The sequence below is a fragment of the Bacillus sp. KICET-3 genome (assembly GCF_033261025.1).
Taxonomy (GTDB): domain Bacteria; phylum Bacillota; class Bacilli; order Bacillales; family Bacillaceae; genus Bacillus; species Bacillus sonorensis.
In genome coordinates this window covers 1,532,327-1,551,025 of the sequence record NZ_CP137345.1, presented here as the reverse complement: position 1 = coordinate 1,551,025, position 18,699 = coordinate 1,532,327, and the positions used below count along the sequence as shown (strand labels likewise).

The 18,699-nt window shown below is 46.3% G+C and carries 20 protein-coding genes and 2 riboswitches; of the genes, 6 read left to right on the top strand and 14 right to left on the bottom strand.

Translation table 11 applies throughout. From position 1 onward, the window contains the following. Positions 1 to 36: 36 nt before the first annotated feature. Positions 37 to 270, bottom strand: coding sequence for an aspartyl-phosphate phosphatase Spo0E family protein (locus R5H20_RS07820; protein ID WP_006638450.1), 234 nt, complete (start codon positions 268 to 270; stop codon positions 37 to 39). A gap of 202 nt (positions 271 to 472) precedes the next feature. On the opposite strand from R5H20_RS07820, the gene R5H20_RS07815 reads away from it, so the two are divergent. Further along, on the top strand, positions 473 to 772 hold the full coding sequence (locus R5H20_RS07815) for a YkvA family protein (protein ID WP_006638451.1): 300 nt from the start codon (positions 473 to 475) through the stop codon (positions 770 to 772). Position 773: 1 nt separating this feature from the next. After that, positions 774 to 1,226 carry a metallothiol transferase FosB gene (gene fosB, locus R5H20_RS07810; RefSeq protein WP_373870170.1) on the top strand — a complete coding sequence of 151 codons (453 nt, stop codon included), beginning with the start codon at positions 774 to 776 and terminating at the stop codon, positions 1,224 to 1,226. Positions 1,227 to 1,265: 39 nt separating this feature from the next. Here the strand turns inward: fosB and R5H20_RS07805 are convergent, their stop codons facing one another. The 5 genes from R5H20_RS07805 to R5H20_RS07785 all read right to left on the bottom strand — a co-directional run bounded on the left by R5H20_RS07805 (position 1,266) and on the right by R5H20_RS07785 (position 5,760). Continuing rightward, positions 1,266 to 1,805, bottom strand: coding sequence for a 1,2-dihydroxy-3-keto-5-methylthiopentene dioxygenase (locus tag R5H20_RS07805; RefSeq protein ID WP_006638453.1), 540 nt, complete (start codon positions 1,803 to 1,805; stop codon positions 1,266 to 1,268). Positions 1,806 to 1,831: 26 nt separating this feature from the next. After that, complete coding sequence (locus R5H20_RS07800; protein ID WP_006638454.1) at positions 1,832 to 2,458, bottom strand: methylthioribulose 1-phosphate dehydratase; 627 nt, start codon at positions 2,456 to 2,458, stop codon at positions 1,832 to 1,834. After that, the gene (mtnX, locus tag R5H20_RS07795; RefSeq protein WP_100244890.1) at positions 2,416 to 3,123 is read right to left on the bottom strand and encodes a 2-hydroxy-3-keto-5-methylthiopentenyl-1-phosphate phosphatase; all 708 of its coding nucleotides are present in this window, start codon (positions 3,121 to 3,123) and stop codon (positions 2,416 to 2,418) included. The genes R5H20_RS07800 and mtnX overlap by 43 nt, the downstream gene beginning before the upstream one ends. Then, positions 3,114 to 4,331 (bottom strand): 2,3-diketo-5-methylthiopentyl-1-phosphate enolase, encoded by a 1,218-nt coding sequence (mtnW, locus tag R5H20_RS07790; RefSeq protein WP_006638456.1) that lies wholly within the window; start codon positions 4,329 to 4,331, stop codon positions 3,114 to 3,116. The genes mtnX and mtnW overlap by 10 nt, the downstream gene beginning before the upstream one ends. Before the next feature lie 87 nt (positions 4,332 to 4,418). Further along, positions 4,419 to 4,519, bottom strand: a riboswitch (SAM riboswitch). A 50-nt stretch (positions 4,520 to 4,569) separates the two neighbouring features. Then, entirely contained in the window at positions 4,570 to 5,760 is a 1,191-nt protein-coding gene (locus R5H20_RS07785) for a pyridoxal phosphate-dependent aminotransferase (protein ID WP_006638457.1), read from the bottom strand. A 94-nt stretch (positions 5,761 to 5,854) separates the two neighbouring features. Between R5H20_RS07785 and R5H20_RS07780 the strand changes: the two genes are divergently transcribed. From R5H20_RS07780 to mtnA, 3 genes are all read left to right on the top strand, one after another. Continuing rightward, the gene (locus R5H20_RS07780) at positions 5,855 to 6,634 is read left to right on the top strand and encodes a carbon-nitrogen family hydrolase (RefSeq protein ID WP_006638458.1); all 780 of its coding nucleotides are present in this window, start codon (positions 5,855 to 5,857) and stop codon (positions 6,632 to 6,634) included. An 81-nt stretch (positions 6,635 to 6,715) separates the two neighbouring features. After that, a riboswitch (SAM riboswitch) is annotated at positions 6,716 to 6,859 on the top strand. Positions 6,860 to 6,943: 84 nt separating this feature from the next. Further along, a complete protein-coding gene (gene mtnK, locus R5H20_RS07775; protein ID WP_006638459.1) occupies positions 6,944 to 8,131 on the top strand; it encodes an S-methyl-5-thioribose kinase in 1,188 nt (395 codons plus the stop codon). 12 nt (positions 8,132 to 8,143) lie between these two features. Beyond that, positions 8,144 to 9,226 (top strand): S-methyl-5-thioribose-1-phosphate isomerase, encoded by a 1,083-nt coding sequence (gene mtnA / locus R5H20_RS07770; RefSeq protein ID WP_006638460.1) that lies wholly within the window; start codon positions 8,144 to 8,146, stop codon positions 9,224 to 9,226. A gap of 8 nt (positions 9,227 to 9,234) precedes the next feature. On the opposite strand, the gene R5H20_RS07765 is transcribed toward mtnA, so the two are convergent. From R5H20_RS07765 to R5H20_RS07755, 3 genes are all read right to left on the bottom strand, one after another. Continuing rightward, positions 9,235 to 9,348, bottom strand: a complete 114-nt coding sequence (locus tag R5H20_RS07765) for a hypothetical protein (RefSeq protein ID WP_006638461.1) — start codon at positions 9,346 to 9,348, stop codon at positions 9,235 to 9,237. A gap of 88 nt (positions 9,349 to 9,436) precedes the next feature. Then, the gene (locus R5H20_RS07760; protein ID WP_006638462.1) at positions 9,437 to 9,934 is read right to left on the bottom strand and encodes a methylated-DNA--[protein]-cysteine S-methyltransferase; all 498 of its coding nucleotides are present in this window, start codon (positions 9,932 to 9,934) and stop codon (positions 9,437 to 9,439) included. A 4-nt stretch (positions 9,935 to 9,938) separates the two neighbouring features. Further along, on the bottom strand, positions 9,939 to 12,152 hold the full coding sequence (locus R5H20_RS07755; protein WP_006638463.1) for a PAS domain-containing sensor histidine kinase: 2,214 nt from the start codon (positions 12,150 to 12,152) through the stop codon (positions 9,939 to 9,941). 292 nt (positions 12,153 to 12,444) lie between these two features. On the opposite strand from R5H20_RS07755, the gene R5H20_RS07750 reads away from it, so the two are divergent. Further along, on the top strand, positions 12,445 to 13,470 hold the full coding sequence (locus R5H20_RS07750) for an acyltransferase family protein (RefSeq protein ID WP_006638464.1): 1,026 nt from the start codon (positions 12,445 to 12,447) through the stop codon (positions 13,468 to 13,470). 222 nt (positions 13,471 to 13,692) lie between these two features. Here the strand turns inward: R5H20_RS07750 and R5H20_RS07745 are convergent, their stop codons facing one another. The 5 genes from R5H20_RS07745 to htpX all read right to left on the bottom strand — a co-directional run bounded on the left by R5H20_RS07745 (position 13,693) and on the right by htpX (position 18,632). Beyond that, entirely contained in the window at positions 13,693 to 13,875 is a 183-nt protein-coding gene (locus R5H20_RS07745; protein ID WP_006638465.1) for a hypothetical protein, read from the bottom strand. A 7-nt stretch (positions 13,876 to 13,882) separates the two neighbouring features. Beyond that, positions 13,883 to 14,035 (bottom strand): hypothetical protein, encoded by a 153-nt coding sequence (locus R5H20_RS07740; protein WP_167373798.1) that lies wholly within the window; start codon positions 14,033 to 14,035, stop codon positions 13,883 to 13,885. A gap of 104 nt (positions 14,036 to 14,139) precedes the next feature. Then, complete coding sequence (locus tag R5H20_RS07735; RefSeq protein WP_006638467.1) at positions 14,140 to 16,134, bottom strand: penicillin-binding transpeptidase domain-containing protein; 1,995 nt, start codon at positions 16,132 to 16,134, stop codon at positions 14,140 to 14,142. 100 nt (positions 16,135 to 16,234) lie between these two features. Then, positions 16,235 to 17,584: a TrkH family potassium uptake protein gene (locus tag R5H20_RS07730; RefSeq protein ID WP_006638468.1), complete on the bottom strand. Its 1,350-nt coding sequence runs from the start codon at positions 17,582 to 17,584 to the stop codon at positions 16,235 to 16,237. Positions 17,585 to 17,738: 154 nt separating this feature from the next. Next, on the bottom strand, positions 17,739 to 18,632 hold the full coding sequence (htpX, locus tag R5H20_RS07725; protein WP_006638469.1) for a protease HtpX: 894 nt from the start codon (positions 18,630 to 18,632) through the stop codon (positions 17,739 to 17,741). Positions 18,633 to 18,699: the final 67 nt, after the last annotated feature.

The following is an 18,699-nucleotide window of genomic DNA, read 5'->3' as shown; positions in this document are numbered from 1 at the left end:
GAGCTGTCCTTCCGTTCAACGGCAGCTCTTTTCTCATTATGCCGTACACTTTTCAATGACAAGCACATCTAAGAGATCATGCAATGGCTTGTCTGATGAATGATGTTCATCCATTGTCATTTTTTGATATTGATAGATTAATTGGTCCAGCTCCTGGCTGCGCTTTATCGTCTCATCCCCTGTATACCCATAAAGCTCAGCAGCTTCAACCATCATTTGCCGCTTTTCGTTGATGGAAAAAAGCAATTCTTCTTGTGAATATTCATGCATACGCTTCACCCCTTATCGCCAGTAAACTTCGAAAACCTTGCAGATTTGCGTACTTGAGCATTATTACAGATTATACTTATTTTGTAAACCTATTTTTTGAAAAAAAGTTTTGAAATCGAGTATAATAGATTTGTTGGATTAAAGTTGTATTACCCGCTGATCAAAAAAGATAAACGCTTATGATATACAGGAGGTCTTTTTTATGGTGTTGAAAAGGCTAAAGGCGCTTTTTGCAGCCAAAGAAGCTATAACAGGTATCCCGCTGTTTTTCAGAGCCTTTAGAGCCTGGCGAAAAGGCGATTACCCCCTTTTTCCGAAAAAAACGATTTTACTTGCTGCTGCGGCTCTCGTTTATATCCTTTCCCCTGTTGACCTGATTCCCGATGTTCTTATAGGGCCGGGATGGATTGATGACGCGGCCGTTCTCGCTTTTTTATTTAGACAAATCGTTAAAGAGCTGGCTGATTTTGAAGCATTGGAGGGATGGGACAATGGAAGATAGAATGATTCACGGCCTGAACCACCTGCTGTTTTCCGTCTCAGACCTCGAGGCTTCTATCGCATTCTATGAGAAGGTGTTTGGCGCCAAATGGCTTGTAAAAGCCGAAAAAACAGCATATTTTGATCTAAACGGCATCTGGCTTGCCTTGAACGAGGAAAAAAATATTCCGCGGACGGAGATTCATGACTCCTACACGCATATCGCCTTTTCGATCAAACAGGAGGATGTGCCTGAGTGGGAAAAGAAATTAACCGCCCTTGGGGTAAACGTGCTAAAAGGAAGAAAACGCCATAAAGGCGATAAAGATTCGATTTACTTTACCGACCCTGACGGCCATAAATTCGAGCTCCACACCGGCTCTGTGCTGGACAGGCTCGCTTACTATCAAAAAGAAAAGCCGCACCTGTCCTTTCACGAAGCCAATATTAAAGCATTGTATGAAAAAAACAAGTAAAAAAAGCGCCCCGGCAAGGCTATGCCGGAAGCGCTTTTTTTATGATTGCTTCAGCTCGTCTTTTTCATAAATCGGCACCCATCCCTCAGTGGTGACGAAAATTCTGACGGCGACGACTTTCCGGTCCTCCTGAAGCGTAAAATAGTGGCGTGTGTTTTCCGGTACGGAAATCAAATCGCCGGGATTTAAAAGAACATCGAAAAACGCGCCGTCCTTTCCTTCAATCGCAAAAATTCCATGGCCGCTGACGATGAACCTGACCTCATCATCTGTATGGTGATGTTCCTGTTTAAAGTTTTTCAGCAGCTCATCCAGATTCGGATGTTGATCCGAAAGCGAGATGACATCCTGTGCCTGATAGCCGCGGCGCTCTGAAATATCTGAAATTTCCGCTGCGAACACGTCTAAAATCTTCTGTTTTTCTTCGTCGGTCAAATCATATTTTTCTCTTAGCCCAGCAGGCAGCTTTTCGATATCCCATTTTTCATAAATGACTTCCTGCTGCTTCAAAAATTGTTCTACCTCTTCCTGGTTTTCGATTGTTGTGTTTTCTTCATCATGGATGCGGATCGTTGCCATGCTTTTCTCCCCCTTTAGTGCACTCTTTACGCATATTGCGTTTGATATGATTTTAATTTTAAATGCCAGCTGAATAAAAATTCATAAGCCTCCAGCATGCGTTTCGCTTCAAATGCCGTGCGTCCCCAGACGGTAATGCCGTGGCTGCGGATCAGGACAGCGCCTGAATCTTTTGTCAGATGTGCGGCAAAATCTGCCGCCAAATCCGGGATATGGGCGGTGTTTTCAATAATCGGGACGGTGACCTCGGCATTTTCCTCCCAGTATCCGAGCGCTTTTATGATTTCCTGGCCTCTAAAGCTGACCTGCTTCTCTTGTCCATAAAGCTCAGATATCACGTTGTTGTCAATCGTATGGACGTGAAGACAGCAGCCGGCATTTGTTTTTTTGTAAACATACGTATGAAGAAGCGTTTCTGCCGACGGCTTCAGGGTATGACCGCTTTCCGCCGGCATGCCTTCTTCATCTACCAGGAGAAAATCCTCATCGGTTTCTTTTCGTTTATCTTTTCCGCTCGCCGTCACGAAAAAGCGAAGCGGATCATCTGACACTTTGATGGACAGATTGCCGCTCGTCGCCGGAAACCAGTCTCTCGCCGCAAGCTCTCTTTTCACTTCGGCCAGCTCCTGCCAGCGCTTTTTTCCTGCATCCATTCCTCCACCTCCTTGACGCCGAGAAGCGCCCGCTTCACATCGTAGAAATCTTCAAATGCGGCATGGCGCAATTGCAGGTCTTCACATTCCTTCAGCAAATAATCCCGCGCGATGCATAAATCAGCGCGCTTTGCCGCCTCCACATCTGTAACGGAATCCCCGATCATCACGATAAAATCATCTGGACCCTGAAGCTTGCGGATGATCGACGGCTTGCAGCAGCCGCATTCATTTTGGCATTGATCGTCGCACGGATACGGCCATTTGACCGATATGCTGTCGCCAAAAAAATCAGCCTGGTTGCAGTAAATCCGCTCTTTCTCCACGATTCCTTCAAGCAGCGGATATACGAAAAAGTCCATGCCGCCGCTGACGACGTAAAAAGGAAGTCCGCACCCGGACAGAAATGAAACAAATTCTTGGAAGCCCGCGCGGATTTCCGCCTGTTTGAGGATATATGCCGTAATGTCTTCCCTCAAGCCGCTGGAGAGCAGCTTGAACATGCTGCCGACACCCTCCCTGATCGACAGGTCTTTTGAAAGGACCGCATCTTTTAAGGCATGCCATTCTTCCGGAGCAAATGTTTTCATGATGCTGATGATGTTGTCATTTTTCGTAATCGTCCCGTCAAAATCGCAAATGATCAGCGGCTTTCTCATACAGATGCCTCAACTTTTCCCCATTTCTCAAGGGCAAGCCTTAAATCGGGAGAGCGCTTTGCCTTCTCTTCGGCAGGTTCAGCCTCCAGTACCGCTTCAATCGCCGCTCTAAATGCCCTGCCTCCTCCTATTGCTCCGTTCGGATGGCCGTGGATGCCGCCTCCGGCGTTTATGATATGATCAATCCCAAAATCCTTCATCAGCAGCGGGACCATTCCGGGATGAATGCCGGCCGACGGCACGGCAAAGGTCGGCTGAAAGACATCTTCTTTCGTGCATTCTTCATGAATGGCGAGTGCTTCGCGTTTTGGAAGGGCGACGCTTCCGTACGGGGAAGGAAACAGGCTGAAATCGGCGCCCGCATAGCGGTTCAGCTTTCCAAGCAGCAGCCGGTGGGAAAAGCCGTAATACGGTGATGACGTAAATGCGCCGCTTACCGCCGGATGCGCCATAATCGGCAGCGGAATGTCATCATCCTCCGCGAGGCTTTGCAGCACATCAAGCCCGTAGGCAAACACATTAAACAGCAGGACATCGGCGCCAAGCTCAGCGGCTTTTTTCGCTTTTGTTTTCAGCTCCATCGTCCTTCCCGTCAGGTTGACGGCGTAAAGCGTTTTATGGCCGGTTTCTTCATAGGTCTCCTGAAGAACCTTTCTCCCTTCTGTAATCCGCTTTTCAAACGGTGCACTGCCTGTTTCAAATAAAATTTCATCATCCTTGATCAAGTCCACCCCGCCAAGCGCCTGCTGCCTTAGCTGCTCTTTTAACTCCTCCATGCTCCGGCCGATGACGCCCTTGAAAATGCTCATCAGAAGCGGTCTTTCAAATTCGCCGATTTTTTTGCGGATCCCGTAGACGCCGAATCTCGGCCCCGGCAATGATCGTTTAAAGGCCTCGGAAAATTCGAGGTCCGTCAGTTTGACTTTTCCGTCAAGGGACAGCTTTCCGAAAACGGTCGTAAGGACGGCCGGGATATCGTCCGTAAAATTGAGTTCCGGATAGGCGATGGTGACTTTTGCCTGATGCTCTCCTTGATCGCCTTCGATTTCCTCAATCCGGACGACCCGCCCCTTGTGCCTTTTTAGTTGCTCTTTTTTTAATTGCGGCAAATCCGTCCAGGACCCCACAGTAAGGCCTAATGCAATTTGTTCGGCCTTTTTTTCCGGATCGCTGCCGGGATCCGTCAGGACATATGTTGCCAAAAGTTCGCTCATTCTTTAGCTCCTTCCTTGTTTCGTGCATATAAAAAACCTCTTTTTGCGCTGCATTCGCTTAAAGAGGTTTCGTTTCTGCGTGTCGAATCCTTATCTCTCAGCGGCAGCTGCAAGAATTAGCACCGTGCTTTTATAAGTCGGTTGCCGGGCTTCATCGGGCTCGTCCCTCCACCTGCTCTTGATAAGAATATTGTTTTTTATAAATTATTTTGAATTATCCCACCGTTTTCCGCGGTTGTCAATGAGAGACTTCCGACTTTTTGAAAATATTCAGCTCGGCGATCCGGTCGGCAGCTTCCCGCAGACGTTCTTCGCTTGTCAATAGACCGACTCTCACATATCCTTCGCCAAATGCTCCGAATCCTTTGCCGGGCGCCATGACGACATGCGCTTTTTCCAAGAGAAAATCGGAAAACCCTTCAGATGTAAAGCCTTCCGGAACAGGCATCCATGCAAAAAATGAGCCCTCTGGGGCCTGCGCTTCCCAACCGATGGCGCGGACGGCTTTCATCCAAACGTTGCGTCTTTTTTCATAGCGTTCATTTTGTTCCTTGACACAGCTTTGATCTGAAAGAAGCGCGACCGCCGCGGCGTCCTGGACTGCTTTAAAGAGGCTGACATACATATGATCCTGGTATAGGTTCAGCGCTTCAATCACCGAAGCATTTCCAGCGGCGAATCCGACTCTCCAGCCCGCCATATTATATGTTTTGGAGAGCGTATAGATTTCGATGCCGGCTTCTTTTGCTCCATCAGTTTCAAGAAAACTCACCGGCTTTTGCCCGTCATAGCCGATCGCCCCATAGGCAAAATCATGAACAACACAGATCCCGTGCGTTTTCGCGAGGCTGACCGTTTCCGCAAAAAACGCCGGCGTCGCCTGGGCTCCCGTCGGGTTGTTCGGATAGTTCAGATACATGAGCTTCGCTTTTTCCTTTATGTGTACTGGAATTTGGCTGTAATCCGGCAAATAGCCGTTTTTCTCCAACAGCGGCATCGTTTCCATGTTCGCTTTTGCCAGTCTGACGCCTGACCAATAATCCGGATAGCCCGGGTCGGGAACAAGCACCGTATCGCCGGGATTCAAGAGGCATTGCGGCAGCTCTACAAGCCCCGCCTTCCCTCCGAACAATACGGCGATTTCTTTATCAGGGTCAAGCAAGACGCCGTATTCCCTTTTATAAAATTCAGCGGCCGCCTGTTTCAGCGAACGGCTCCCCCGAAAAGAGGAATATTTATGATTTTCGGGATTCCGGACCGCTTCTGTCATCGCGTCAACAATGTGTCCCGGTGTCGGCTGATCGGGATTTCCCTGACCGAGATTGATCACATCATGGCCGGCGGCTATCTTTTCGTTCACCTTTTTGACCAAAGAAGCAAAAAATTGCTCGGGAAGCTGTTTCAATAGATCAGAAAGCTCAAATTTCATTTTTTTCACCCGCTTTGAAAAATTCTTGAAATGATAGTCCATCATCATATATTGTTAAAGATAAAATGTAAAGCAAAAAATGAGGTGGCTCAAAGTGAAGTGGACGATTTCCTGCCTGCAATTCGATATATCATACGGAAACCCTTCAGAAAATTTTAAAAAAGCAAGCCGGCTGGTCGAAAGTGAAAGCCGGCACGCGGATATTTTGATTCTTCCCGAGCTTTGGACGACTGGCTATGATCTAAAAAACCTTGATGCAATCGGAGACGATGAAGGAGAGCAGACCAAAGAATGGCTCCGGCAAACGGCGAAAGCGAACAATGTCCACATTGTGGGCGGCTCAGTCGCCGTCAAGAGAAAAAGCGGCGTATACAATACGATGTACATCGCCGACAAAAACGGAAGACTTGTAAAAGAATACAGCAAAGCTCACCTTTTTCAGCTGATGGATGAGCATCTTTATTTAGCTCCGGGATCGGGCGGAGGCTGCTTTGAGCTTGAAGGCGTCAAAGCAGCGGGTTTTATCTGCTATGACATCCGTTTTCCTGAATGGATCAGGAAACACACGTCAAAAGGAGCCGGCATCGTATTTGTATCAGCTGAATGGCCGCATCCGCGCCTCGATCATTGGCGGACTCTATTAACGGCCAGAGCGATCGAAAATCAATGTTTTGTCGCCGCCTGCAATTGCTCGGGGCATAACCCGGAAAACGAATTTGCGGGCCACAGCATGATCATTGATCCGCTCGGACATATCCTCGCCGAAGCCGGGCATGGAGAAACGGTGATCAGAGCCGAAATTGACCTTGATGACATCAAAAAAGCCAGGGGCCATATTCCGGTATTCGAAGACATTCGCAAAGATTTATATTAAAAAGTGTTGACAAATAAACATCGTTGCTGGTAACATTTTCAGCAACTGACTGACTGAAATTTTAAAATTTTATATTGATTTCTCTTATCGAGAGTTGGGTGAAGGACTGGCCTTATGATCCCAACAGCAACCGACCGTAATACCATTGTGAAATGGGGCGCGAACATGTTTGCGCCGCTAGGGCACGGTGCTAATTCCATCAGATTGCATTCTGAGAGATAAGAGAGGCGGACACGACGAATTAGCCTCTTTCTCTCACAGAGAAAGAGGCTTTTTATTTTTTGCAAACGACTTTAGGGGGAATCAAATATGACTGTAACGAAAACCGCTGTATACGAAACATTGACAGAAAGCTCGGCGGCTGCACTCGCCGTGCGCCTGGGACTCTTTTCGAGCAAAAGCACGCTGACCTGCCGGGAAATCGGAGACGGAAACTTGAATCTTGTCTTCCATGTTTATGATAAAGAGCAACAGAAAGGATTGATCATTAAACAGGCTGTCCCTTATGCAAAAGTTGTCGGTGAAAGCTGGCCGCTGTCGCTGGACAGAGCAAGGATTGAAAGCAGCGCGCTGATCAGGCAGGCTGAACACGTCCCGCATCTCGTACCGCGGGTTTATTATTCAGACACGGAACTCGCCGTGACCGTCCTGGAGGATCTTTCACACTTGGAAATCGCCAGAAAAGGATTGATCGCGGGCAACGATTATCCGAATTTATCGCGGGATATCGGGGAATTCCTCGGGAATACATTGTTTTATTCTTCCGATTATGCCCTTGATCCGCATATCAAAGAGCGGCTGGTCAAACAGTTTGAGAACCCTGATTTATGCGACATCACGGAAAATCTCGTGTTCACAGATCCTTTCTTTGACCATGAGACAAATGACTTTGAAGAGGAGCTTCGTGATGAAGCTGAGACCATATGGGCTGATGATGAATTAAAACGCGAGGCTGCGAAATTGAAAAACCGGTTTTTGACGTCTGCGGAAACGCTTATTCACGGTGATTTACACACAGGCAGCATTTTTGCAGGAGAAAAGGAAACAAAGGTCATCGACCCTGAATTTGCGTTTTTCGGACCGATCGGTTTTGATATCGGACAGTTTATCGCCAACCTGCTTTTAAATGCGCTGGCCCGGGAAGACGCAGAACGCGCCCCGCTATACACCCATGTTGAAACTGTATGGGACACATTCAGCAGGACTTTCAGCGATGCGTGGAAAAAGGATGCCCGGAGCGCGTACCGAAACACGCACGGAAGCCTTGAAGAAACGCTGAAAAAAGCGTTCGAAGACGCCGCGGGCTTTGCCGGGTGTGAAATGATCCGCCGGACCATCGGGCTTTCACATGTGGCGGATCTTGATACAATCGTTCCATTTGCCCGGCGGATCAGCCAAAAGAAACTCGCCCTTGCCATCGGCTCAAGGCTGATTAAAAAACGCGCGGATTTCCGGTCGCCGCAGGACATCATTAATACGTTTAAAGAACTAGCTTGAGGAGTGAATGACATGTCAGAGCAATTTGCTGTCCCCCGTTCTGTAGAGTGGGAAGAAACATCCATTAAAATCTTAAATCAGCAAAAGCTGCCCGGGAAGACGGAATATCTCCATTTAACAACAAAGGAGGACATCTATGATGCGATCAAAACCTTAAAAGTCCGCGGGGCTCCGGCCATCGGAATCACTGCCGCGTTCGGTCTGGCTCTCTGCGCCCAAAGCATCGATACGGCGGATGTTTCCGAATTCCTGAGCAAAGTCAGACAAATCAAGGATGAATTGAATGGGGCAAGACCGACGGCTGTCAATTTATCATGGGCGCTTGAACGGCTTGTGAAAAGCGCGGAAGGGGCGAAATCGGTTAATGAAGCAAAGACCGATCTCGTTCATGAAGCGATTCAGATCCAGATTGAAGATGAAGAAACATGCCGGCAAATCGGACAAAATGCGCTGCAGCTGTTTAAATCAGGCGATAACATCATGACGATCTGCAATGCGGGTTCGATCGCGACAAGCAGATACGGAACGGCGCTTGCTCCTTTTTATCTGGCGAAAACGAAAGACCTTCATCTCCATATATACGCATGTGAAACACGCCCCGTTCTTCAGGGCGCGAGATTAACAGCGTGGGAGCTGATGCAGGGCGGAATCGACGTCACGCTCATCACCGACAGCATGGCCGCACACACGATGAAAGAAAAAAATATTTCAGCGGTCATCGTCGGAGCCGACCGGATCGCCAGAAACGGTGACACAGCGAACAAAATCGGAACCTATGGTTTAGCGATTTTAGCGAAAGCCTTTCAAATTCCATTCTTCATCGCCGCTCCCCTTTCAACCTTTGATCCATCGATTTCAACAGGTGACGCCATTCCGATTGAAGAACGCGATCCGGATGAAGTCAGACAAATCGCAGGTGCGCAAATTGCGCCGAAAGAGGTGCCTGTATTCAATCCGGCCTTTGATGTCACTCCCCATCATTTAATATCAGGAATTATAACAGAAAAGGGGATTATCACCGACAGGTTTGAAGCGGAAATCGCCGCGCTCTTTTCCGTGCCCCGCCCGGATGCTCCCGCTAAGGCCCTTTATTAAAAAAGGCTTTAGCGGTTTTTCATCGATTGGATAATGTCTTGTTTCTGTTCTTTTGTCAGGACATGCAGCTTGACGAATAATTCAGCGTAGCCTGCAATTTTTTGCGGGCGGTTTGTTTTCATCTATTCGTCCTCCTTTTCACCGAGGCCAACATTTTTAACTTAATAAAATTATATGTCGCAAGAGAAAAAAAGAAACAGCATGTTTTCATTATTTTCCTTTATAAGGAATTTTTTCGATTTCAAGCAGAATCGCTTTTTTATCGATTTCATTTCCGGCATAGCCGGTCAGTGTTTTATTTTTTCCGATGACACGGTGGCACGGAATGAAAATCGGAAGCGCGTTTTTCTTGTTCGCCTGGCCGATCGCGCGGACTGCTTTTGGCTGGCCGATTTCCCGGGCAATGTCGGAATAGCTGCGTGATTCCCCGTAAGGAATGGTTTGCAGCGCCTTCCACACTTTTTTCTGAAAATCCGTCCCTTCCTGATGCATGGGTAGCGTGAACGTTGTGCGCTCTCCTCTGAAATATTCTTCCAGCTGCTGTTTTGCCTTTTGCAGCAACGCCGTTTTCTTCTGCTTCAGCTCTTGATCCTTTTTGATCATGCCGTCCAATTCTTCTTTTTCAAAAAGCAAATGTGTGATATGTTCAGTTTGCTCCACAAGGTATGCCTGTCCAAAAGGCGTAGTCATTTCAATGTAAAAACCCATGATGCTATAAAGCCTCCTCCTCATGCTGCTGCCGGATCGGGAGAGTCAGGTGGAATGTCGTGCCTTTCCCCTCTTCACTCTCAACCTCTATTTTTCCGTTGTGTTCTTCAATAATTTTATAGCTGACCATCAGCCCAAGTCCAGTGCCCCGCTCCTTTGTCGTATAAAAAGGCTCCCCCAGCCGCTTTAATTTATCCTCTGTCATACCGATTCCTTCATCGGTGAGCGATACGATGATATGATCGTCATCTTTCGGTTTGATGGTCACATAGACATTGCCCCCGTCAGGCATGACTTCGATTGCATTTTTCAAAATATTGATGAAGACCTGCTTGAGCTGATTGGGTTCACAATAAATCAGCGGAATTTGCCCCTCGCAATTGAGATGCATCTGCACATTGTCAAGGTTTGCCTGTGCATGCAGAAGATCCATGGTGTCCTGCATGATTCTCACGACATCCTTTTTCTCATACATGATCGCCTGCGGCTTCGCAAGGATGAGAAACTCCGTAATAATCGATTCAATCCGTTTAAGCTCAGATGTGATCACATTAAAATAAAGTGAGTGATCCCCCTCTTGAATGCTGCCCTTTAACAGCTGGATAAACCCTTTTAATGCCGTCATCGGATTGCGGATTTCATGGGCGATCCCCGCCGCAAGCTCGCCGACGACATGGAGCGTATCAGATTTACGCAGCCGTTCTTCCAGCTCCTTCCGTTCCGTCACATCCCTGAACATCGCCAGATTCATGTTTTGGATAATATTTCTCTTAAATGAAAATTCCAAGATTCGTTTTTGATCGGTTAATAGAAATGGTATGTCATTGTCCATTTCCTCAAAGGAAATGGTTTTTGCCGGGGAGGCCGCGTTTTCTATCTGATAGCCGGAGATGACGTCAAGAAGATTGGCGGTTTTTAACCGTTCAAGGGGCAGGCTGAAAATCTTTCCGGCCAGCGGGTTCGCATCTATAATCTCGTATTGGTTGTTGAAGAGAACGATCCCGTCCATTGAGCCGTCGAACACTTTCCTGAATTTCAGCTCGCTTTCCCGCAGTTCTTTTTCCATCTGCTTCCTGTCGCTGACATTTCTCAAGATGGTTAAATCCTGGCTGTCGAACATAATGCGCTTTGATGTGAACTCAAGCTCTTTATATTGCCCGTTTGCCATGCGGAACAACAGTTCAGCTCTGATTTCCCCTTTTTCATTGTACTGCTCTTGAATGGAAAGGTACCGCTTATCGGTTTTATCAATAAAATCCCACATTTTTTTATGCAGGAGCTCATCCATCGGCAGTTCAAAGATTTTGCAGGCGGATTGATTCGCTTTTACGATCCGGCCGTCATTGTTCATAATAATGATGGCATCCATCGCATTTTCAAATACTTCCCGAAACCGCTCCTCGCTTTTAAACAGCTGTTTTTCCATTGAGCGTTTTTCTGTGATATCCCTCATGATCGACATATAAAAGCCGTTTAAAATGTTAGATGTAATCGTCAGATCAAACAGCCTGTATGTTCCCGACCTCAGCCTCACAGGTAATTCACCTTTCGCTTTACCCCTTCTGAAAAGAGCGCTCCAAATACTGTCGAGCTTGCCGGCGTTTTCGGCGGAAACGAACTGCGCCAGCTTTAATTTTGACAGCTCGTCTTTTTCAATTTCGAAGCTTTGGCAAAACGACTGGTTGGCATCAATAAAGCGGCCCTGTTTATCAAAAATGACGATGCCCTCAACCGCCCTGTGAAACAAGTCTTTAAAAAGCTTTTCATTAATGCTGCGTTCCCGTTCCAATATTTTTTTGGATGAAATATCCCTCATCACGACAAAAAAGCAATCTTCCTTAATTCCTTTGTTCGCCGTAAATTCAATATATTTGACTGAGCCGTTATCCAGTCTGATCGCGGCTTCTTTTTTTGCATATCCCCGCTCTAAAAAGCGGTGCACGTTTTGATGTAATTCTTCAGGCGGAACAGCATGCAAAAAATCGAGCGCCGACCGGTTCAGCACATTCTTTTTTTTGCTTTGCAGGATGTTGCAGGCGGCATCGTTCGCCTGAACAATGTTCATCTGTTGATCCAAAATAAAAATAGCATCAAGCGTTCCGTTGAACATCAGTTCATACTGATACAAATCCGCCTTTAACTTTTCGTTTTCTTTCTTCAGTTTTTTCAGCTGGTTTTGCAGATGTAAAGATTCTTTCAAATCAAGAGTTTCCGCCATTTGTTACACTCCTTCTTCAAAACCTATCCTTCAATTATTCTACAAACCGTTCGATCTTCCTTCATTTGTTTCAAACATTTACAAGATTTCCACCGATTTTACAGGTTGATGACGATAAAAAAGTTTCTTACGATTCAGTTACATGGCCCTAACAATGAGGCTTACTTCATAGGAAAAGACAGCGTTTCTACTTTAAAATTTAATTGGCGGGCAACAATGATAAAGACGCATGCCAAACAGGCCTCCGGCTTTCAGCTGTTCTGCTGTTAACTTTTCAATAAAGGGTGATGTTATGTCGAATTCACGTGACAGCTATTTTGACAACGCCAAATTTCTTTTAATTTTTCTTGTCGTATTCGGCCACATCATTCGGTCATATATCAATGACAATGATGTGCTGCTTCATATTTATAAATTCATCTACACATTTCATATGCCGGCTTTTATCCTCATTTCAGGCTATTTTGCAAAAGGATTTAACAGGCCCGGATATATGAAAAAAATCGCGTTGAAACTGATTGTCCCCTATTTGATTTTCCAGGGAATCTATACGGTTTTTTATTCGTTTATAGATGACCAAAGCCTGTCCGCGGCCAATCCGTTTGAACCGCAGTGGTCGCTTTGGTTTCTGCTCAGCCTGTTTTTTTGGAATCTTCTTTTGTTTCCTTTTACAGCATTACCGGGAAAATGGGCGTTTGCCGCAAGCCTTGCGATCGCCGTTCTCGTCGGCTATGTCGACGCCGTCAGCGATACCCTCAGCTTATCAAGGACGTTTGTTTTCTTCCCGGTCTTTTTGGCAGGGTACTATCTGAAAAAAGATCATTTCAAAATGCTGAAGGGCTGGAAAGGAAAGCAGGCGGCATTAGCCGTTTTGGCGGCGACATTTGTTTTTTATTTCTTCGTCGATTTTGATTACTCATGGCTGTTTGGCTCCAAGCCCTACTCCGAATTTGGAGACGTTGGAATCAAAAGCGGCCTGAACCGCGTCGCGCTCCTTGTGCTGACGTTTGCTTCAACCTTCGGATTTATGGCGCTCGTTCCTGAAAAACGGTATTTCTTTACCCTTTGGGGGACGCGGACGTTTTATGTATATTTGCTGCATGGCTTTATTATCAAATCATTCAGAAAAACCGGTGCGGAAGAATGGCTCGCCGACTATCAGAGCCTGACCGTGCTGATCATCGCAACCGCCGTCTTGACCTTCTTCTTGTCCAGCAGCTTTGTCAAAACGGTGGCACAGCCGGTAATCGAATTGAAAATGACGAATTTAATGAAATGGTTAAAAAAACAGGGCAGGTATAACGCCTATTCAAAATAGGAGAGTGGGCGGGCCACTTACTTATTCTTCAGAGCATCTCTCTCAATATCAAAAGCGAATCCCCCTTATTTGTTTTTACAGTGAACAAATGAGGGGGATTCTTGTTGTGAAAAATGATGAAGAGGCAAAAAAAATATACCCCTCTCAGTCCGAATACATCCCCTTTTCCTCATATATATAAAAAGGACCCCCTTTACTGTTTCAGGGGACCCATCCTTCCAGTCAGTCTTTCTGTTTATCCTGTTCGGCTTGTTTCTTTTTCTTCTTTTTGTTCTGCTCGATTACGTCTATAAATTTAAAGGCGTTGACATCGCCGAGTTCGCCCGAAAATTCCTCCTGAAGCACTTTTTTGTTCATCGGCTTTTTATGATGTTGCATGTCCTTGCTTTTTTGATTTTTCTCCACCGCTCCATCAGTCTCCCTGTTTTCCTTGCTTTGAATTGCGGTTTGCGCCCCTGTCTCCGTTTTCAGCATCAAATTGTGTCATATATTGATGATCATGCATGCTTTCAGTCGGTGTTTTATTGTTAAGGGCGGCTTCATTTTTGGCAACTTTTCTTTTCATGCTGACATTCCTTTCTTCCCGGGTTTTCATTCATATCCTTTCCTAAATACATCCTTCCACACATCCATTTTCCGGAAAGAAAAAAAGCACCGGATATCCGGTGCTTACTTAAATATTTGCTTCACTTTATTGACGACGTATGAGCTGCCTCCGCGGTTTGACACATCCTCAATCATCATTGTGATCAAAAGATCTTTGTTTTTATAATCATAGGCGGTGAACCAGCCGTTTTCTTTTCCTTTTTCGTCCTTTTTCTTTTTCAGCTCGGCGGTCCCCGTCTTGCCTGCGATTGTCAGTCCCTGAGCGACCGGCTTATAAGCTGAACCGCGCGGGTCTTCCACAACGCCTTTCAGGCCTTTTGTGATGGCCGCAGCTTCGTCTGCTGTGACGAGTTGTTTGTGCCAGATTTCCTTCTCATCGCCATCCTTTTTGATCAGGCGCGGCTTGATCAAATCCCCGTCATTTAAAAATGGCGTGTAGGCGGCTGCCAAATGAATCGGAGACATGAGCATCTGCCCCTGTCCGTATGCTGTATCGCCCAGCAGAATTTCTGAGTCGATTCCGTCGTTTGAGATGGAAGACGCCGTTGTCGGAAATTCATAATCAAGCTTTTCTTCAAAACCGAACGATTTCAGCCCTTCGATAAATTTGTCCTTACCCGTGTCAATGGCTGTCTGGGCAAAGTAGATGTTGTCAGAGGTGATCAATGCATTTTCCAAGTCGACTTCGCTTAATTGCTCGGAAACCCGTGCGACTTTATATCCGCCCCATGACGAATCTTTCTGCCATTCCTTTCCGATGATCTGTTTCTTTTCATCCGCCTTGATTGCACCGTTTTTCAGCCCGATTGAAGCCGTAATCGGCTTAATGGTTGAACCGGGTGCATACGTTTTGTTGAATTTAGCTGTGAACGGAGCCGCTCCATCCTTATTGAGCTTTTCCCATTCCCCCTTCTTCCAGCCAAACAAAAACCCGTTTGGATCGTAGGAAGGTGCGCTGACAAGCGCCAATGTCTCCCCTGTCTGCGGCTGCAAGGCTACCGCGGCTCCGGAGTCATCTTTCAATTGGCTGTAGAGTTCTTCCTGTTTTTTGATATCGATTGTCGTGTGTATATCGGTTCCATCCTTGGCATCTTTTGAAGCGATCGTTGCACCTGATTCCGGAATCGAAATCGTCCAGCCGATTTCACCCCTCAGCTTCTTTTCATAAATGTGTTCAAGTCCGACGATGCCAAGCAGTGACGTTTGGCTGTAGTTATCTTTATTCTGCTTTAATTCTTCCTCGGTTATCGGCCTTATGTATCCGGTAAGATGAGCCGCTTTTTCACCGTAAGGATAAAATCTGGAAGTCGTGTCCTGTTTTAAAACCCCAGGGAGAGAGGTCGCTTTTTTGATAACGTCCTTCTCATTCGGCTTCGCTTTTTTAAGAGGGATAAAGGAATCATCTTGCACCCATTCGGCGGACAGCTGTTTTTCAATATCTTCTTTTTTCATGTCCAGTATGCCGGCCAGCTTTTTCAGCACTCCGTCTTTATCATCCCCGAGTTCTCCGCGGACGACGCCGATTTCGGGTACAGTCGCATTCGTTGCAAGCGCCTTGCCGTTCCTGTCATAAATGCTGCCCCGCACAGGTTCCTTCGCGGTAATCCGGATCGTTTCCCCTTTTTTCAGCTGTGAAAAAATAAAGGATGGATTCCAGTTAATGTTCCACGATGTTTTGCCATCTTTCTCCTCTTTCACAAGCTTTGCTTTTCCTTCAAAAGAAACGGGTCCGGCCAATGTCTTCATGCTGACTTTATAGGGAATCGTTTGCGTTTCTTTTTTGTCGTTATTTTTTTCGTCCTGATCAACGGCCGACACTTTAAGGTCAGAAACCCCGACCTGTTCATAAATGGATTTGTTTCGTTTCACGAATTCGTCTTTTGAAATCGATTTTTGCGCTTCCGTAGACAGCTGATCATACATTTCTTCAAAATTCTGCTTGTTCCATTTGTCTACATATTGATCCATGCTTTCTTTTGCCGTCGGTTCGTTCGAACAAGCCCCGACAAGCAATAGAAATCCGGCGGCCATAAACAAATGGACGATTCTCTTTTTCATCTCGTTTCCCCCTTTTTTTTCAAGTCCGCCATTTAAGCATTATATCATACAAATAGTGACTTTATGTGGATAAAAAAAGACAGCCGCATGGGCCGCCTTTTTATCCGATAATAATTCTTTCTTTTGGATAGTGGTAATTTGCTTCAACTTCTTTTCTTCCTATTAAATAAAGCAGTGTTACAATTCCGATCCGTCCGATGAACATCAGCGTCATAATGACGATTTTTCCTATTGTGCTGAGATCAGCCGTAATTCCCAGGGATAAACCGGTCGTACCGAAAGCCGAACATACTTCAAACATCAATTCCAGCAACGAGTGTTTTTCAGTCGCCGTTAAAATGAGTGTTGAACAAAGGACAAGCAGCACCGCTACCATCGTCACGACCAACGATTTCATCAAATCGGACTGATGCAGCTCTCTTTTAAAGAGTTTCACCGATTTATTTCCTCTTGCGAAATGGAATAAGGCCAGCAGGTTTAAAGCAAAAGTCGTCGTTCTGATCCCCCCGCCGACAGAACTCGGCGACGCGCCGATAAACATCAGCATGCACATAAACAATATCGTCGTATCTGTAAATTGGCTGATGTCCATTGTGGCGAGTCCCCCGCTTCGCGTCGCCGCGGACTGAAACAGAGAGTAAAATAAAATTTCATGCCATGTTTTCCCCAAAAAGGCAAAGCGGGCTTCCATGGCGAAAATGGCGATGGCACCTCCGACGACTAAAAGGAAAAAAGTGATTGTCGTCAGCTTTGTAAATAAACTGAAGGTGAATTTTCGCTCTTTGTTGAGCAGAAAGTCCTTCACTTCAATCAGGACCGGAAAACCGATCGCTCCGAAAATGAGCAGCATGATCACGATAAATTGCACAAAATAATCATGCCGGAACGGAATCATCGAATCACCGGTAATATCAAAACCGGCGTTCGTTGTCGCGCTGATGCTGGTAAAAAAGCCATGTATAAACGCTTCCCCCGGCGAATCAAAATACTTGAGGAAATAAGTGCCGAGGATCAGTCCGCCAAATAATTCGATCAAAAGGATCAGCACAAGCACATGCTTCATCAGCTTGACAATCCCTGATAAATTGGACTGGTTTTGGTCTGTCATAATCAGGCGACGCTCTTTCAAGCCGATTCGCTTACCGAAGATCAGCCACACAAAGGTTCCGAGCGTCATAATGCCGATCCCCCCAAACTGAAGCACGAACGCCAAAATCCAAATTCCGGCCGTGCTGAATGTATCGGCCGTATCGACCACCGTCAAACCGGTCACGCTCACGGCGCTCACAGCCGTAAACAGAGCGTCGATAAATGACCATTCCACATCCTTTTGATGTGCTATGGGGAGGCTTAATAATATCACGGAAACAGAAACCGCCAAAAAATAATATAGTGCGATCAGCTGTACAGGAGACAGGACACGCAAAAGCTTGTTCAGTAAAACTTTCATAATCGATCCTTCTTTTTCGTATTCAATAGTTGTAACATCATTTTCTTGTATAACGTGTTCCATTTTAAAGGAAACATTCTTTTGTGTACAGGTGAATTCATATTTTTGAATTTAAAAAAATAACCCCCCTTTTGAAAGGGGGTTATTTCGTTTTTTATTTGGCTTCCAGACGGCGGATTCTATCGTGTAAATCAGGATGGGTCGAAAACAGTGAAGAATGTTTTTTACCGCTGATTTTCAATGTCGCCACAGAAGCCTGTTCTTCTTTGATTCTTGATGTGTACTGCTGGAGGGAACGAAGCGCGTGAATCATCTTATCCTTGCCGGCAAGATCTGCTCCTCCTCTGTCAGCATGGTACTCGCGATGGCGCGAATAGGCGAAAACGACGAGGCTTCCGAGAATGGAAAATGCGATTTGGAACACAATAACCGCGATAAAGTGAACGATCGGAGCCAGCTCCTCACGAACGACTCGGGATACCGCCCACGCAGCAATCCTTGCAAAGAAAACGACGAATGTGTTGACAATACCTTGAAGCAGGGTCATCGTCACCATGTCGCCGTTCGCGATATGTGCGACTTCATGAGCGAGGACGCCTTCGACCGCATCATCATCCATTTCCTGAAGAAGCCCTGTTGACACAGCGACAAGCGAGCGGTTTTTAGAAGGTCCTGTCGCAAACGCGTTCACTTCACGGGAGTTGTAAATCCCGACTTCAGGCATTTTCGTCAATCCGGCAGCCCGCGCCAATTTATGAACGCGGTCAACCAATTGCTGCTCTTCGTAGCTGAGCGTCTGCTTTTCGGGGTTCAGCACCTGAACGCCCATCGCCATTTTCGCCATCCATCTTGACATCGAAAGCGACATAAAGGAACCGACAAAACCGACGACCGCGCTGAAGACGAGAAGGGCGCCTATATGAATGCCCCCACCGGCTGTAAAATACGTCCCGACGCCTGTCAGCGAACCGATGATCGATAAAACGATGCCGATGGTCGTGATGACCAAAATGTTCGATAAAAGAAAGAGAAGGATTCGTTTTCCCATAATTACCTCCATGTTATAATAAGATCAAATGAACTCGTATAATAAAATTATACGGCATTGAATTGAA

Bases quoted from the DNA above. Each gene is read 5' to 3' on its own strand.
- R5H20_RS07730 (WP_006638468.1), bottom strand. From the start codon at position 17,584: ATGAAAGTTTTACTGAACAAGCTTTTGCGTGTCCTGTCTCCTGTACAG.
- R5H20_RS07750 (WP_006638464.1), top strand. From the start codon at position 12,445: ATGTCGAATTCACGTGACAGCTATTTTGACAACGCCAAATTTCTTTTA.
- htpX (WP_006638469.1), bottom strand. From the start codon at position 18,632: ATGGGAAAACGAATCCTTCTCTTTCTTTTATCGAACATTTTGGTCATC.
- R5H20_RS07760 (WP_006638462.1), bottom strand. From the start codon at position 9,934: ATGGGTTTTTACATTGAAATGACTACGCCTTTTGGACAGGCATACCTT.
- R5H20_RS07755 (WP_006638463.1), bottom strand. From the start codon at position 12,152: ATGGCGGAAACTCTTGATTTGAAAGAATCTTTACATCTGCAAAACCAG.
- R5H20_RS07735 (WP_006638467.1), bottom strand. From the start codon at position 16,134: ATGAAAAAGAGAATCGTCCATTTGTTTATGGCCGCCGGATTTCTATTG.
- mtnW (WP_006638456.1), bottom strand. From the start codon at position 4,331: ATGAGCGAACTTTTGGCAACATATGTCCTGACGGATCCCGGCAGCGAT.
- fosB (WP_373870170.1), top strand. From the start codon at position 774: ATGATTCACGGCCTGAACCACCTGCTGTTTTCCGTCTCAGACCTCGAG.
- R5H20_RS07740 (WP_167373798.1), bottom strand. From the start codon at position 14,035: ATGAAAAGAAAAGTTGCCAAAAATGAAGCCGCCCTTAACAATAAAACA.
- mtnA (WP_006638460.1), top strand. From the start codon at position 8,144: ATGTCAGAGCAATTTGCTGTCCCCCGTTCTGTAGAGTGGGAAGAAACA.
- mtnK (WP_006638459.1), top strand. From the start codon at position 6,944: ATGACTGTAACGAAAACCGCTGTATACGAAACATTGACAGAAAGCTCG.
- R5H20_RS07800 (WP_006638454.1), bottom strand. From the start codon at position 2,458: ATGGATGCAGGAAAAAAGCGCTGGCAGGAGCTGGCCGAAGTGAAAAGA.
- R5H20_RS07815 (WP_006638451.1), top strand. From the start codon at position 473: ATGGTGTTGAAAAGGCTAAAGGCGCTTTTTGCAGCCAAAGAAGCTATA.
- R5H20_RS07820 (WP_006638450.1), bottom strand. From the start codon at position 270: ATGCATGAATATTCACAAGAAGAATTGCTTTTTTCCATCAACGAAAAG.
- R5H20_RS07765 (WP_006638461.1), bottom strand. From the start codon at position 9,348: ATGAAAACAAACCGCCCGCAAAAAATTGCAGGCTACGCTGAATTATTC.
- R5H20_RS07785 (WP_006638457.1), bottom strand. From the start codon at position 5,760: ATGAAATTTGAGCTTTCTGATCTATTGAAACAGCTTCCCGAGCAATTT.
- R5H20_RS07805 (WP_006638453.1), bottom strand. From the start codon at position 1,805: ATGGCAACGATCCGCATCCATGATGAAGAAAACACAACAATCGAAAAC.